10 protein-coding genes are annotated in these 15,180 nt (G+C 74.8%); 7 read left to right on the top strand and 3 right to left on the bottom strand.

What is annotated here, in order from left to right; translation table 11 throughout:
- Position 1: 1 nt before the first annotated feature.
- Entirely contained in the window at positions 2–499 is a 498-nt protein-coding gene (locus H958_RS0114510) for an SRPBCC family protein (RefSeq protein ID WP_028059207.1), read from the top strand.
- Positions 500–512: 13 nt separating this feature from the next.
- Positions 513–1,070 carry a hypothetical protein gene (locus H958_RS0114515; RefSeq protein ID WP_028059208.1) on the top strand — a complete coding sequence of 186 codons (558 nt, stop codon included), beginning with the start codon at positions 513–515 and terminating at the stop codon, positions 1,068–1,070.
- 49 nt (positions 1,071–1,119) lie between these two features.
- Here H958_RS0114515 and H958_RS0114520 read toward each other — a convergent pair whose 3' ends face one another.
- Positions 1,120–2,871 carry a penicillin-binding transpeptidase domain-containing protein gene (locus tag H958_RS0114520; protein ID WP_028059209.1) on the bottom strand — a complete coding sequence of 584 codons (1,752 nt, stop codon included), beginning with the start codon at positions 2,869–2,871 and terminating at the stop codon, positions 1,120–1,122.
- Between the two features lie 78 nt (positions 2,872–2,949).
- Here H958_RS0114520 and H958_RS37350 point away from each other — a divergent pair, with 78 nt between their 5' ends.
- Both H958_RS37350 and H958_RS0114530 read left to right on the top strand, forming a co-directional pair.
- The gene (locus H958_RS37350) at positions 2,950–4,095 is read left to right on the top strand and encodes a MarP family serine protease (protein WP_051324253.1); all 1,146 of its coding nucleotides are present in this window, start codon (positions 2,950–2,952) and stop codon (positions 4,093–4,095) included.
- Between the two features lie 101 nt (positions 4,096–4,196).
- Complete coding sequence (locus tag H958_RS0114530; protein WP_028059210.1) at positions 4,197–6,428, top strand: type IA DNA topoisomerase; 2,232 nt, start codon at positions 4,197–4,199, stop codon at positions 6,426–6,428.
- A 2-nt stretch (positions 6,429–6,430) separates the two neighbouring features.
- Here the strand turns inward: H958_RS0114530 and H958_RS0114535 are convergent, their stop codons facing one another.
- Positions 6,431–6,751, bottom strand: coding sequence for a hypothetical protein (locus H958_RS0114535; protein ID WP_028059211.1), 321 nt, complete (start codon positions 6,749–6,751; stop codon positions 6,431–6,433).
- A gap of 306 nt (positions 6,752–7,057) precedes the next feature.
- Between H958_RS0114535 and H958_RS0114540 the strand changes: the two genes are divergently transcribed.
- Genes H958_RS0114540 through H958_RS0114550 form a run of 3 tightly spaced genes read left to right on the top strand, consistent with a single transcriptional unit; the run spans position 7,058 to position 14,084 of the window.
- Positions 7,058–10,063, top strand: coding sequence for a PD-(D/E)XK nuclease family protein (locus tag H958_RS0114540; RefSeq protein ID WP_028059212.1), 3,006 nt, complete (start codon positions 7,058–7,060; stop codon positions 10,061–10,063).
- A complete protein-coding gene (locus tag H958_RS0114545; RefSeq protein ID WP_028059213.1) occupies positions 10,060–10,320 on the top strand; it encodes a hypothetical protein in 261 nt (86 codons plus the stop codon). Before H958_RS0114540 ends, H958_RS0114545 begins: the two co-directional genes overlap by 4 nt.
- Positions 10,317–14,084, top strand: a complete 3,768-nt coding sequence (locus H958_RS0114550; RefSeq protein WP_028059214.1) for a UvrD-helicase domain-containing protein — start codon at positions 10,317–10,319, stop codon at positions 14,082–14,084. Before H958_RS0114545 ends, H958_RS0114550 begins: the two co-directional genes overlap by 4 nt.
- Here the strand turns inward: H958_RS0114550 and H958_RS37355 are convergent.
- On the bottom strand, positions 14,032–15,102 hold the full coding sequence (locus H958_RS37355; protein ID WP_051324254.1) for a YihY/virulence factor BrkB family protein: 1,071 nt from the start codon (positions 15,100–15,102) through the stop codon (positions 14,032–14,034). The genes H958_RS0114550 and H958_RS37355 overlap by 53 nt on opposite strands.
- Between the last annotated feature and the right edge of the window lie 78 nt (positions 15,103–15,180).

Here is a 15,180-nt window from a genome sequence, read left to right on the forward strand (position 1 = left end):
GATGGACCCCATCACCGCGAAAGTCACGATCGACCGCCCTCGCGAGGAGGTCTTCGACTACCTCGCGGACATCGCCAACCACCAGGAGTTCTCCGACCACTACCTGAAGCAGTGGCGGCTGACGCGGGTGGACTCCTACGGCCGCGGAGCCGGCGCCCGCTTCAAGATCGACGCGCCGCTGGACCGCTATGGCTGGGGCGACATGACGTTCATCGAGGTCGAGCGCCCGTATCGGATCGTCGCGGCCGGGCGCGCGGGCAAGTTCAACCGCAACAAGACCTGGACGGAGTGGAGGCTGGAGCCCGAGGGGCCGAGCACCACCCGCGTCGAGGTCACCACCGAGAGCGAGCCGGCGCTGCCGACCGACAAGCTCATGGAGGCGCTCACGCGCCGGCGCGGATGGTTCAGGCGGGGGCTCAACCGGTCGCTGCGGCGGCTGCAGTCGATCCTCGAAGAGGACCACGATCGCGGCGCGCGCGCCACCGTCGGCGGGCTGTAACCTGCGGTTCCGGATGCGCCGCCTCACCCTGATCCTCTCCCTCCTCGCCGCCGTTGCGGCGATCGCCGGCTGCGGCGACAAGCTGTCGGTCGTCAAGTTCGCCGACACGGAGGGCACCTCCGTCGACGTCGCGGGCCTCACCTACCAGGTGCAGATCTCGCGCTACCTGAACCCGAACGATCCCGAGGACAAGTTCTATCTGCGCGGGATGCCGCAGGGCACCGACCTCGATCCCGGCAAGGACTCGGTCTGGTTCGGGATCTTCATGCGCGTGAAGAACCAGAGCGGCGGGACGCTGACGCCGACGACGCAGTTCACGATCACCGACACCGAGAAGAACAAGTTCCAGCCGCTCCCGCTCAACGAGCAGGAGAACCCGTTCGTCTACGTGCCGGTGGCGATCCCGCACGCCGGCGTCCTGCCCGAGCCGGAGTCGCCCGCGGCGACCGGGCCGATCCAGGGCTCGATGCTGCTCTTCCGGATCAAGGCCGACTCGCTCCAGAACCGCCCGCTCGTCCTGCACATCGTGGGCGCGGGTGGCGACGAGGCGACGGTCGACCTGGACTTGTAAGCGGGTTTCGCCCTCCGGTCGTCGGACTGTCGAGGCACTCCGTGCGACGTTACGCAAGTGCGGCTTGCAGCACGAGCTTGGCGGCGGGCGCCGCGGTGTCGCCGCCGGCGCCCTGACCGACCAGCAGCACGCAGACCGCCACGCGCGGGTTCGCGAGCGGCGCGAACGCGGTGAACCATGCGTCGGTGTCGGCGGCGTCGTCCTGCTCGGGCGGCGGCTGCTCGGGATCGGTCTGATCGGGCGGCGGCTGCTCCTTGACCGTCGTGCGCAGCTCGGCGGTGCCGGTCTTGCCGGCCACCTTCACGCCCGGCACCGCGGCCCCCGCGCCCGTCCCGTCCACCACGACCGAGCGCATGTAGCGGCCGATCGTGCGCGCGACCGGCGCCGTGGTGGCCTGCACGCGCTTGGGATCGGCGCCCTTGAGCAGCGTCGGGAGCGGGCGCCGGCCGTCCTCGCCGATCGCCGCCGCCACGAGCGCCATCTGCAGCGGCGTCGCGAGCACCCGGCCCTGGCCGATCGCCGATGAGCCGACCGCGAGGTCGTCGCCGATCTCACCGGCGGCGGGGATCGTCGAGCGCGCGGCGCCCGCCAGCCCAGGGTCCTCGTTGAAGCCGAACCGCTCCGCCGTCGACACCAGCCGCCTGGCGCCGAGCTTCGCGCCCAGCGGCGCGAAGACCGAGTTGCACGAGTGCGCGAAGGAGGACTCGAGCGAGCCGCCGCACGACTCGCCGTTGGCGTTCTGGATCTCGACGCCCTCGATCTCGGCCGCATTCCGGACCGGGTAGGTGTCGCTGCGCTTGGCGACGTGCTGCTGGAGCACGCCGGCCAGCGTCACGATCTTGAACGTCGAGCCCGGCGGCTGCGGAGCCGAGAGCGCGATGCCGGCCAGCGCGAGCACCTCGCCGGTCTCCGGCCGCACCGCCGCGATCCCGCCGTAGCGGCCCGCGAGCGCCTCGACGGCGGCGCGCTGGACGGCGGGGTCGATCGTGGAGCGGATCGAGTGCCCGGCGACCGGCGGCTTGCGCGCCAGCTCGCGGTCGCCGGCGTAGAGCGTCCCGCCCGGCGTGCCGGTGAGGCGCTCGTCGAACTCGCGCTCGAGCCCCGTGAGGCCGACCGCCGCGCCGTCCGGCACGCCGCGCGCCTTCAGCTCGGCGGCCCGCTCCGGCGGCGCGGGTCCGATCCGCCCTGCGATGTCGGCGGCCAGCTGGCCGAGGCTCGGGTCGGGCAGCCGGTCCGGGCCCTCGGCGAGCGCGGTCCCGTCGCGCGCCTCGATCGCCGCACGCGGCGGCAGGTCGGTCTGGCGGCGCAGCTTCTCGCCCCGCCGCAGGCCGGGATAGACGAGCTGGGAGGTCCAGTCGACACCCGCGCCGCCGTCGTCGCGGTCGCCGGTGGGCACGGCCAGGGTCCCGCTGAGCCGGCCGAAGACGCGCGTCTCCATCACCACGGGGACGTCGACGACGTCGCCGTGCTCGGAGACGTGTCCGGTCGTGAGCTTCGTGAGCGTGAGCACGTCCGCCGCCTGCTCGTACGTGCGCTTCAGGCGCGCGAGCGAGGTGCGCCGGCGCGCGGCGTCCGAGAGCGTGGCGTACATCGCCGGATAGTCGGCGCGTTGCCAGCCGGCCGCGAAGCGGGCGACCGCCTTGCGCTCGGAGGGGACGTGGTGCGCGCCGACCACGATCCCGGCCGTCAACGCCGCCAGCGCCGTCACCGCGATCGGCGCGAAGCGCCGCGGCTCGGCGATCGCTCGCCGGCGCCTGCGAGGCGGCCGGGCGGCGGAGGGCGACGTCGGTTGCGTGGTCATCGTGGGGCTCGTGGGGACTCTAGGGCGCCACGGGCCTACCCCGGAGGGGTGAGTGCACTCCACTACGCTCGGGTGCGGATGACGGGCATCGACTGGCTGATCGTTGGCATCGTCGTGCTGCTCGCCCTGTTCGGCTGGGCCCAGGGCTTCGTAGCGGGCGCGCTGGCGCTGGCCGGGTTCGCCGTCGGCGCCTGGATCGGGACCAGGCTCGGCCCGCTCCTGCTCAGCGACGGCCGGCGCTCGCCGTGGGCGCCGGCGTTCGCGCTCACCGGCGCGCTCGCCGCCGGCGCGGTGTTCGCGCTCGGACTCGAGGGGATCGGCGCGCGCCTGCGCGGCCGGGTGCGCTCGCCCGCCGCGACCGCCGTCGACGGGTTCCTCGGCGCCGTCCTCACGGGCTGCGTCGGCCTTGGGCTGGCGTGGGTGCTTGGCGCGATCGCGCTCGCCAACGGCGGCGACGCCCGCCGCGAGGTGCAGAAGTCGGCGATCCTGGGCCGGCTCAACGACGTCGTGCCGCCCTCCAGCGGCCTGCTGGCGACGCTCGCGCGCCTGGACCCGTTCCCCCGCATCGACGGGCCGTCGGCGCGCGTGGCGCCGCCCCGGGCCGGGATCGCGCGCGCATCCGGCGTACGCGCGGCGGCCGACAGCGTCGTCAAGATCCTCGGCACCGCATGCGGGCTCGGCGTCGAAGGATCGGGCTGGGTGGCCGGCGACGGGCTCGTGGTCACCAACGCACACGTCGTCGCGGGGCAGAAGGACACGGAGGTGCTGCTGCGCGGCCGCCCGCCCGGCGCGGACGCGACGGTCGTCGCCTTCGATCCGCGCAACGACGTCGCCATCCTGCGCGTGGCCGGCCTGAAAGCGCCTGCTTTGGCGATCGAGGGCGACCCGCGCACCGGCACCGCCGCGGCCATCCTCGGATTCCCCGGCAACGGGCCGTACGACGTCCGCGCCGGCCGCCTCGGCGAGACGCGCGAGGTCATCACCCAGGACGCCTACGGGAACGGCCCCGTCAGGCGCTCGATCACGTCATTACGCGGCGCAGTGCGGTCCGGGAACTCCGGCGGGCCCATGGTCGACGGCGACGGCAAGGTCGTCACCACGGTCTTCGCGGCGACGACGAGCGGGCCGCGCGGCGGCTTCGGCGTGCCCAACGCGATCGTGCGCGAACGGCTCGGTCAGGCACGTGCCTCCAACGGCGTGTCGACCGGCCCCTGCGCGGGATGATCGCCCAGGCGGCGGGCATCCTGTCGAGCTCGGCGGACGCTTCGCGATCCGGCCGAGCTCGCGGTACATATCGGGACAGGCGCTAGGCTGCGCCGTCGTTCATGGGCAAGACGCTGATCATCGCCGAGAAGCCGTCCGTCGGGCGCGACCTCACCCGCGCGCTTCCGGGCCAGTTCACGAAGCACGAGGGATACCTCGAGTCCGACGCGCACGTCGTGACGTGGGCCGTGGGGCATCTCGTGCAGCTCGCGGAGCCTGACGAGTACGACGCCAAGTACAAGAAGTGGCGCATGGCGGACCTCCCGATCGTGCCCGACAGGTTCAAGCTGGTCGTGCGCGACGAGCGCTCGCGCAAGCAGTTCACGGTCATCAGCAAGCAGCTCAAGCGCGACGACGTCGACGACGTCGTCAACGCGTGCGACGCCGGGCGCGAGGGCGAGCTGATCTTCGCGTGGACCTACGACAAGGCCGGCGCGAAGAAGCCCGTGCAGCGCCTGTGGCTGTCCTCCATGACCGCGAAGGCGATCAAGGACGCGTTCGGGTCGCTGCGCCCGGGGTCGGAGTTCCAGCTGCTCGAGCACGCGGCGCGCTCGCGCTCGGAGGCGGACTGGATCGTCGGCATGAACGCGACCCGCGCGGCGACGATCCGCCTGCGCAGCTCGTTCGACGGCGCCGTGTCGCTCGGCCGCGTGCAGACGCCGACGCTGGCGATCGTGGCGCGGCGCGAGGAGGAGATCCGCGCATTCAAGCCGGAGCCCTACTGGCTCGTCGACGCGACCTTCCAGCCGGTCGCCGGCGAGGCGGGGCGCCGCTATGCGGGCCGCTTCCACGCCGGCTCGCAGCCGCGGCTGAAGACCGCCGAGGAGGCGACCGCGATCGTCGACGCGGTCCGCGGCAACCAGGGCGAGATCACCAAGCTCGAGACGACGACGCGCAAGGAGCGCGCGCCGCTGCTGTACGACCTGACGAGCCTCCAGCGCGAAGCCAACACGCGCTACGGCTTCTCGGCCCGGCGCACCCTGGCCGCCGCGCAGCGGCTCTATGAGGAGCACAAGGCGCTCACGTACCCGCGTACCAGCTCGCGCTTCCTGTCGAGCGACATGGCGGGGGAGATCAAGCCGACCGCCGAGCTGGTCGGGACCGCGCGCGAGTACGCCGCCGCCGCGAAGTACGTCACCGGCCTGGACGTCCTCCCGCTGGGCCGAGTGATCAACGACGCCAAGGTCACCGACCACCACGCGATCATCCCCACGCGCTCCGAGCACAACGTCGCCAAGATGAGCGACGACGACAAGCGGATCTACGACATGGTCGTGCGCCGCTTCCTCGCCGTCTTCCATCCCGAGGCCGTGTGGGAGAACACGCGGCTGGAGACGGTCGTCGCCGAGCACGTCTTCCGCACCCGCGGCCGCGTCCTGCTGGTGGCGGGCTGGCGCGGCGTCTACGGGGAGATCTCCGAGGACCGGCAGGAGTCCGAGGACGACGAGGGCACCAGCCAGACGCTGCCGAAGCTCGAGAAGGGCGAGACCGTCGACACGCTCGAGGTGGGCTCCGAGGAGAAGGTCACGCAGCCGCCGCGGCGCTACTCCGACGCGTCGCTGCTGGCGGCGATGGAGACCGCCGGCAAGCTCGTCGACGACGACGAGCTGCGGGAGGCGATGAAGGACTCCGGGATCGGCACGCCCGCGACGCGCGCGGCGATCATCGAGCGGCTGATCGACGTCGGCTACATCGAGCGCGATGGGCGCTCGCTCGTGTGCACCGAGAAGGGCCTGAACGTGATCCGCCTGCTCGGCGAGCACGCGCTCACCTCGCCGACGATGACCGGCGACTGGGAGGCCCGGCTCGCGAAGATCGAGCAGGGCGACGAGCGGCGCGAGGCGTTCATGCGCGACATCGCGGCGTTCGCCAACGAGACGGTCGGCGAGCTCGACGCCAAGCTCAAGGAGGTGCGCATCCCGCGCGCCAACCTGGGGCCGTGCCCGGTCTGCGGGCACGACATCGTGGAGAACCGCAAGGGCTTCTCCTGCTGGTCGCGCGAGGATCCCGGCTGCGGGTTCGTGATCTGGAAGTCCAAGGCGGGCAAGACGCTGCCGGTGGCGGTCGCGCGCGAGCTGATCTCGCGCGGACGCACCGAGCGGCCGGTCACGGGCTTCAAGGGCCGCTCGGGGCGCTCGTTCCGAGCGCGCCTGGCGCTGATGCAGAACGAGGAAGGGCGCTGGCGCGTCGAGTTCGACGAGCCGTGGGCCCGCGAGGGCGCCAAGCCGCCGGACGAGCCCGCGCCCGAGGCCGCCGCGGCGGCGGAGGCTCCCGCCGCCTCAGAGGCCGCTTAGGCTTAGGCGCTCGACTCCTCGGTGGTGCGCGGCTCCGCCCGGCGCGGCGCGGGCAGCTCGGCGCGCGTCGACGGCGGCTGCAGGATCGCGTGCCAGAGCGCGGCGATCCCCTGCACCATCGCGAAGACGACCTCGGCGAACGGGGACAGCGGCCCGGGCTCGTCGTCCTCGCGGACGATCGCCTCCACCTCGGGCGGAAGGCCCGGTCCCTCGCCGTGCGTCCACGTCACGTAGAGCTCGTGACTCCCGACGATGGTCGCGAGCTCTGCGGCGAGTGCGACGTCGGTATCGGTGTGGGCGGCGGGAAGGTGCAGCGTCGGCATCACGGCCTCCGGGGAGGTGTTAAGAGCTCTTAGTCGGAGTTGACGGCCACCAGCGTCGCAACTTGAGGCGGCGACGGCGCCCGTATATTCGTCCAGGCGTTGTTTCGTGACCGCGCGGACGGGGCACAGGCGGCGGACGGCCGCTCGTGCGCGATCACGCGTCGGGCGATGGTCGCTCGTGATCGCGAGCCCGGCGGGCGAGACAGATCTGCATCCCCTCACCCGCGCAGTTCGCCGACCCGGGAGCGGCCACGAGGTGTCCGCGGCCGGCTCGTCCGGTCCACGCGCGACCCTGTGAGGTCGCAGATGGGGCTGACACTGATCACCGGACCGGCCAACGCGGCCAAGGCCGGCGCCGTTCTCGACCGTTTGCGGGCGGTCCTGACGCGCGACCCCGTGCTCGTCGTGCCCACGTCGGCCGACGCGGGGCACTACTCGCGTGAGCTCGCGGGGGCCGGCCTGGTCTTCGGCGCGGACGTCTGGACCTTTGGTCGTCTGATGGCCGACATCGCGCGCCGGTGCGGCGTGGGAGCGCGCCCGATCGGGCGGCTGACGCGCGAGCGGGTGGTGCGCGCGTGCGTCGCCGACGTGTCGCTGAGCGCCCTGGCCGGGTCGGCTCGCGGGCCCGGGTTCGCCGCCGCGCTGGGCGACCTGTTCGCGGAGCTGCAGCGGTCGCTCGCGGGGCCGGGCCGGTTCGCGGCCGCGGTGCGCGCCTGGGGCGCGGCCGCGCCGCCGCACGCCGCCGAGCTGGCGGCGCTCTACTCGGCGTACCACCGGCGCCTCGAGGCGCTGGAGGCGGTCGACTTCGACGGGCAGGCGCGGGCGGCGCTGGACGCCCTGCGGGCCGATCCGCGAGCCTGGGGCGGGCGCCCTGTCTTCTTCTACGGGTTCGACGAGTTCACGCGCTCGCAGCTGGACGCGGTGGAGACCCTGTTGCGCGAGGCGGACATCTGCGTCGCGCTGCCCTACGAACCGGGGCGTGCCGCTCTGGCGGGGAGCGCGGAGACGGTCGAGCTGCTCAAGCCGCTCGCGTCCGAGCACGTCGTGCTCGAGGCTCGCTCGGAGCACTACGCCGGCTCCGCCCGCGGGGCGCTGCACCACCTCGAGCGCGGCCTGTTCGAGGAGGTCGCGGCGCGCGTGCCGCCCAACGGGGCGGTGCGGCTGCTGGAGGCGGGCGGCGAGCGCGCGGAGGCCGAGCTCGTCGGCGCCTCGGTGCTGGAGCTGTGGCGGGACGGGATGGCGTTCGAGGACATCGCGGTCCTGGTCCGCGGGCAGGAGGCGACCGAGCTCACGGCGCAGGTGCTCTCGGACTACGGGATCCCGGTGGCCCGGGAGCGCCGGGCCGTGCTCGCGTCCACCCGGCTCGGCGCGGGGCTGCTCGCGTTCGCGCGCGCCGCGCTCGGGACCGGCGCCGCGCAGGACGTCGTGCGCTGGCTGCGTACGCCGGGCAAGCTGGCCGCCGGCGCGTCGCCGGAGATCACCGCGGCGCGGCTGCCGGGGGCCGAGGAGCGCTCCGGGGAGCCCGGGGCGGCGACACGCGACGTCGCCGCCGCCGCATCCGATCTCGCCGGCGGCCCACTCGCGGGCCCCGGCGCGGCGGATCGCCTGGAGGCGGCGGTCCTGCGCAACGAGGCGCGGACCGCGGCCGAGGCGCGGCGCCTCTGGGAGCGCGGCGGCGGGCGCCCGCTCGCCGAGCTCGATCTCCTCGCCGCCGCGGCCGAGGAGGGCGCCGCGGCGTTCCTGGCCGCCCTCCAGGCCGAAGCCGACGCGATCTGGACCGGACCGCACATCCGCCGGGCGGATGTGCTCTCGCCCGACGCGGAGGCCGATGCGCGCGCCGCCGCCGCGCTGCGGTCCGCGGTGAGCGAGCTGACGCGGCTCGCCGCGCTGGACGAGGCGCTGGCGGGAAGCCCGGCGGAGCTGCTGGAGGCGCTCGCGGCGGTCGAGGTCCGCGAGGGGCCGGCTGCGGCGGAGGGCGCGCCCGGCGTGCTGCTCGCCGACCCGCTGGCGATCCGCGCCCGCCGGTTCCGCGCGGTGTTCGTCTGCGGGCTGCAGGACGGCGAGCTGCCGCGCCGGCCGCAGCCCGAGCCGTTCCTGGACGACGACGCACGCCGCGCGCTCGCGACCGTCTCAGGGCTCGTCCTGCCGCGTCATGAGGACACGCTGACGCGCGAGCGGTCGCTCTTCTACGCGGCCGTCTCGCGGCCCGAGGAGGCGCTGTTCCTCTCGTTCCGCACGTCCGACGAGGAGGGCGCGCCGCTGCAGCCGTCGCCGTTCGTCGACGACGTCCGCTCGCTCTTCACCGACGAGCTGTGGACCGGCCGCGGGCGGCGCCTGCTGGCCGAGGTCACGTGGCCGCCGGCCGAGGCGCCGACGCCGCACGAGCTGCGCCGCGCGCAGGCGGCGGTGGAGGAACGGCCTGACCCGGCGCCGCTGGCCGCGCCTTCGGCTCCGTCCGTGCTCGCGGCGCTGGCGGCGCGCGACCGCGAGTCCGCCCGCGGCCTCGAGGCGTTCGCGGCCTGCGGCGTGCGCTGGGTCGTCGAGCAGCTGCTGCGCCCGGACGCCGTGGACCCAGATCCGGAGGCGATGCGCCGCGGCTCGCTCGTCCACGCGGTGCTCGAGCGCACGCTGCGGGGGCTCAAGGCGCGGACCGGCTCGGCCCGCATCACGCCGGTCACGCTCGGCGAGGCGCTCGAGGAGATGCACCGCGCGATCGCCGGGATCGTCACGTCCGGCGGCAGCGCGCACGCGAAGGCCGCGGCGCGCGCGCTGGAGGTCGATCTCGAGCGCTACCTGCGCCACGAGGCCGAGTGCGGCGCGGGCTACGAGCCGGTCCAGCTCGAATGGGGCTTCGGCGGCGACCACGACGAGGCGCCGGCGCTCGAGCTCGACGGCGTCTCGGTCAGCGGCCGCGTGGACCGCGTCGACGTCGGCCCGGCGGGCGCCGTCGTGCGCGACTACAAGGGCCGCACGGTCCACGCGGGAGCGCGCTGGGGGGAGGACGGGCGGCTGCAGGCGGCGCTCTACGCGCTGGCGGTGCAGGAGCGGCTCGGCCTCGACGTCGCCGGCGCGCTCTACCAGCCGATCGGCCGCGCCGACCAGCGCCCCCGCGGCCTGGTCCGCGACGACGTCCCGGGCCGCTACGTCAACGGCGACGTCGTCGACGCGGAGTCGTTCGAGGCGGGGCTCGAAGAGGCCCGGGCGGCCGCCACCCGAGCCGCCGCCGAGCTCCGCTCCGGCCGCATCCGCCCGTGCCCGGAGCGCTGCGGCTACGGCGGCGTCTGCGCCTACCCGGGGATCTGCCGCTCATGAGGCTCCCGCGCGGCCTCCGCCGGCTCCTGCCGGCCTCCGGGCTGCCGACGGTCTTCGTCGCCGGCGCTGCACCCGCCGGGCGCGGGCGGGCGATCGCCGCCGCGCGCCCGGCGGCAGCGGGCCACGATCGCGCCGCCATGCCCGACCGCGCCGACCACGAGGCCCCCGCGCGGCTCTCCGCGGCCGATCACGTGGCCGCTTCTGCCGCCCCCGCGCGGCTCTCCGCTGCCGACGACGAGCGGGCCTCCGCCGCATGAGCCGCCCCGCCTTCACGCCGGAGCAGCGCGCGGCGATCCGGTCGCGCACCGGCGCGTCGCTGCTCGCCGCCAACGCCGGCTCCGGCAAGACGGCCGTCATGGTCGAGCGGTTCGCGGCGGCCGTGATCGAGGACGGCGTGCCCGTCGGCGGGATCCTCGCGCTGACCTTCACCGAGAAGGCGGCGGGCGAGTTCGCCGAGCGCCTCAAGCGGCGGCTGTCCGAGCTGGGGGAGACCGAGCACGCTCGCGCCGTCGATGCCGCCTGGATCGGCACGATCCACGGCTTCTGCGCCCGAGTGCTGCGCACGCAGCCGCTCGCGGCGGGCCTCGATCCGCGCTTCGAGGTGCTCGACGAGCCCGCTGCCGCGCGCGTCGCCGGGGCGGCCTACGAGGAGGCGCTGAACGCGTGGGCGCGCGGGCCGGAGGCGATCGACCTGGCCGCCTCCTACGGCGCTTCGCTGCGCGATCTCCTCCTGGGCGCCTACGCGTCGCTGCGCGCCCGTGGCCACAACCGCCCTCGCCTGGCGATCCCGGCAGAGAAGCCTTCGCCCGATCCTGCGGTCCTCATGGCGGCCTGCGAGGCCGCCGTGTACGACCTGCGGCTCGCCGGCTCGGGAGTCCGCGTCTCCGCCGCCCGCGACGCCCTGGCCGCCTGCCGCGACCTGCTCGCGCCGGCCGCGGACGGCGCCGCCGCGCCGGCGTTCACCGCGACGCGCGTCCCGTGGCCGGGCGAGCTCGGCCCGGCCGAGCTCAAGCGCGGTGCGAAGGCGCTCGAGAGCGAGGCGTGCGAGGCCTACCGCGAGGCGTGGGCCGCCTATCGCGCCGCGTGCGGGGAGCATCACGCGCGCTCGGCGCTCGCGCTCCTCGACGGGCTGCTCGATCGCTTCGGGCACACCTACGAGGCGGCCAAGGCGGCGCGCGCGGCGGTCGACTTCGAGGACCTCGAGCTGCGGGTGCGCGACCTGCTCGCGGACCCCGTGACGCGCGACCGCTGGGCGGAGCGGTTCTCGATGATCATGGTCGACGAGTTCCAGGACACCAACGGCGTCCAGTTGGAGATCCTGGAGGCGCTCGAGCGCGACAACCTCTTCGCCGTCGGCGACGAGTTCCAGTCGATCTACCGCTTCCGGCACGCCGACGTCGGCATCTTCCGCGCCCGCGCCGCGACGCTCGGCGCGGACCGCGTGCGCGGCCTCGCCGTCAACTTCCGCTCCCGCGAGGAGCTGCTGGACGTCCTCAACGCGACGTTCGCGCGGGAGCTGGGGGAGCGGTTCTCGCCACTGCGTGCCGGGCGGGTCGAGGTACCCGAGGACGGCGTGCTGCGGCTCTTCGACCTCGCGCCCCCGAGCGGCGCGCCGCCCGTCGAGCTGCTGGTGACCGACACCAAGGGCTGGGACGGCCTCGAAGAGCGCCTAGGCCTTGCCGGCGGCGGAGACAACCCGTGGCGGCGCGCCGAGGCCCGGCTGGTCGCGCACCGGCTGCGCGAGGAGGTCGACGCGGGACGGCGCCCCGGCGACTGCGTCGTGCTCGTGCGCGCGACCGGCTCGCTGCGACTGCTCGAGCAGGCGCTCGAGGAGCAGGGCCTGCCGACGTACGTCGTCGGCGGCCGCGGCTACTGGTCGCAGGAGCAGGTCCGCGACGGCCTCGCGTGGCTGCGGGTCCTCGCGAACCCGCGCGACGAGGCCGCGCTCCTCACCGTCCTCGCGTCCCCGTTCTGCGGCGCGGGAGCCGATGCGCTGATCCTCCTGGCCGAGGCCGGCCGCGAGCGCGAGGGAGGCGAGCGCCGCGGCCTGTGGGACGCGCTCCAGGAGATCGCCGCGCAGACGGAAGGAGCGGAGATCGCCGCGGCGCGCGGCGGCCCAGCGGACGCGGAGATCGCGGCGGCGCGCGGCGGCCCAGCGGACGCGGAGATCGCGGCGCTGCGCGGCGGCCCGGCGGACGCGGAGATCGCGGCGGCGCGCGGCGGCCCAGCGGACGCGGAGATCGCGGCGCCGCGCGGCGTCATCGCGCGGTTGTCGGCGGTCGCGTCCGCGGAGGTCGCGCGGATCGGGGCGGTCGGGAGGCTGCTGGCGGCGGAGCGGGAGCAGGCCGAGCGGGCTCCGCTCGAGGTGCTGCTCGAGCGGGCGATCGCGGCGACCGGGTACGACCTCGCGGTGCTGGCGCGGCCCGGCGGCGACCGCCGCCTCGCGAACCTGCGCAAGCTGATGCGGCTGGCGCGCGAGTACGAGCGGGCGGAGGGGCGCGATCTGCGCGGGTTCCTGGCCGACGCCGCGGCGCGGGACCTCGCCGAGGCGCGTGAGGGGGAGGCGGCGCTCGAGTCCGAGGGACTGGACGCCGTGCGGCTGATGACGATCCACCGCGCCAAGGGGCTCGAGTTCCCCGTCGTCTGCGTCGCCGACCTCGGGCGCCAGGCCGGCGGCCGGCGGTCGCCGCTGCTGGTCGGCCGTGACGGCTCGCCCGGACTGCGGCTCTACGCGCTCGGCGGCGGCGACAGCGTCCCCACGCCCGCGTGGGAGCGCCTTGCCGAGGAGGAGGCGCGGGCGGACGCCGAGGAGGAGCGGCGGCTGTTCTACGTCGCGATGACCCGCGCCCGCGAGCTGCTGATCCTGTCCGGCGGCACCGACACCGAGAAATGGCCCGCCGCTCGCCCGGGCGGTCCGCCGATCGACTGGATCGCCCGCGCGGTCGCGGGAGATCCCGCGACGGTGCTGGGCGCGGCCGGCGACGCCGCCGCCGGCGGCGTCCTCGTCACGCGCCACTGGGACCACCGGCCCGCGCGCGTCCTGTGCCGCCTGAACTCGCCCGCGACGCTCTCCGAGGCGGCGCTCTCGCCGAAGCCGCCAGCCCGGTCGGCGCCGACGACCGCGCTGCCCGCCAAGCCCGCCGCCGTGCCGCGCTCGCCCGCGCGGCCCCGGCCGGTGCCGCAGCGGCTCTCGTACTCGCAGGTCTCCGACTACGCCAAGTGCGGCTACCGCTTCTACCTGCGCCGGGTCCTGCGGCTCCCCGAGCTGACCCCGCCGCCGCCCCTGGACGAGCACGGCCGCGAGCGCGAGCCTGGGCTGGACCCGCGCGTGCGCGGCTCGATCGTGCACGCGGCGCTCGAGGAGATGGACCTCGCCGATCCGCGCATCCCGGGCGAAGACGCGATCCGCGAGCTCTCGAAGCGCTTCGGCGCGGACCTCACGGGCGCCGACGTCGAGGACATCCGCGAGCTGACGCGGGCCTTCGCCGCCTCCCCGCTGCGGCAGCGGCTCGCGAGCGCCACGCGGATCCGCCGCGAGGCCGGGTTCGCGTTCACGCTCGACCAGGACGGCGCCGGCCCGCTCGTCAACGGCTTCGTCGACGTCGTCGCGCAGGAGCCCGACGGCACGACGCTCGTCGTCGACTACAAGTCCGACCGCCTCAATGACGACACGCCGCAGTCACTCGTCGAGCGCGAATACGAGACCCAGCGGATCGTGTACGCGCTCGCCGCGCTGCGCGACGGCGCGCCGAGGGTCGAGGTCGCGCATCTGCTGCTCGAGCGCCCCGACGAGCCCGTCACGGCCACCTACACGCAGGACCAGGCACCCGACCTCGCGGCGAGGCTCGCACGCCTCGCCAAGGGCATCCTCGAGCACCGCTACCCGGTCACCGACCGCCCGCACCGAGAGCTGTGCGGCGAGTGCCCAGGAAGGACGGCGCTCTGCTCGCACCCGGAGTCGCGGACGCTCAGCCCGCTTCCGCCGGCGCCTTCGCCGGCAGTACCGGTCCGTCGTAGCTGAGCGGCAGGTAGGGGGAGCGCCGAATGTCGATGACGGCGTTCAACTCCGCCCCGAACAGCAGCGCGACGTTCGTCAGCCACAGCCAGAAGAGCAGGATCACGGCGCCCGCGAACGCGCCGTACGTCGCCGAGTAGGACGAGAAGTTCGACACGTAGACGAAGAACACGGCCGAGGCCATGATCCACAGCAGCACGGCGGCGACCGCGCCCGGCGTGATCCAGCGGAACCGCCGCACCTCGACGTTGGGCGACGCGTAGTAGACGATCGCGTAGATCGTCATCGCCACCACCAGCGCCGCCGGCCAGCGGACGATCCGCCATGCGGTCGCGGCGCCCTCGCCGAGCCCGATCTTGCCCAGCACGTCGGAGGCGAGCCCGCCGCCGAGGAAGATCAGCACGAACGTGATCAGCCCGAGCGCCGCCACGATCAGCGTCCACAGCAGGTCGTTGAGCTTGTGGTGCACGAAGCCGCGCCCCTCCTGCACCCGGAAGATCCGGTTGAGCGCCCGCCCCGCGGCGCCGAACGCCCCTGACGCGCCGTTCAGCGACAGCGCGAGTCCGATGACCAGCGCGGCGACGGCGGTCCCTCGATGATCCTGCGCCGACCGCAGCGCGGACGTGACCGCGTCGACCGTCGCGGGCGGGGCGCCGGCGTCCTTGAGGTAGGACGCGGCGTGCGAGATCAGCCCAGCCTGCCCGAACACGCCGAGCAGGGCGGCGCCGAACAGCAGCGCGGGGAACAGCGACAGCAGCGAGTAGTAGGTCAGCGCCGCCGCGTAGTCGGTGACCTCGTCCTTGCGGAAGCGCGCGAAGGCGCGCTTGAAGTCACCAAGCTCGATGGCCGGCCCGGCTTGGCGACCGTCGCCGACGGCCGCCGTGCTGCCGGCGTCCTTGCTCAGAAGCCGCGCCTCCCTCCCCAGCGCGAGCCGAGGCCGTAGCCGCCTGACGGGATGCCGGCCAGCAGGACCAGCATCGCGGCCGCGATGGCGACGATCGCCGGAAGACCGAGGGCCACGCACAGTGCGTAGACGAGTGCCGCGAGCAGCACGGCGATGAGGACTCCGATCACGAGAAGCTTCCCTTCCGTCTCGTAGTTG

This window comes from Candidatus Solirubrobacter pratensis (genome assembly GCF_000425945.1).
Classification (GTDB): Bacteria; Actinomycetota; Thermoleophilia; order Solirubrobacterales; family Solirubrobacteraceae; genus Solirubrobacter; species Solirubrobacter pratensis.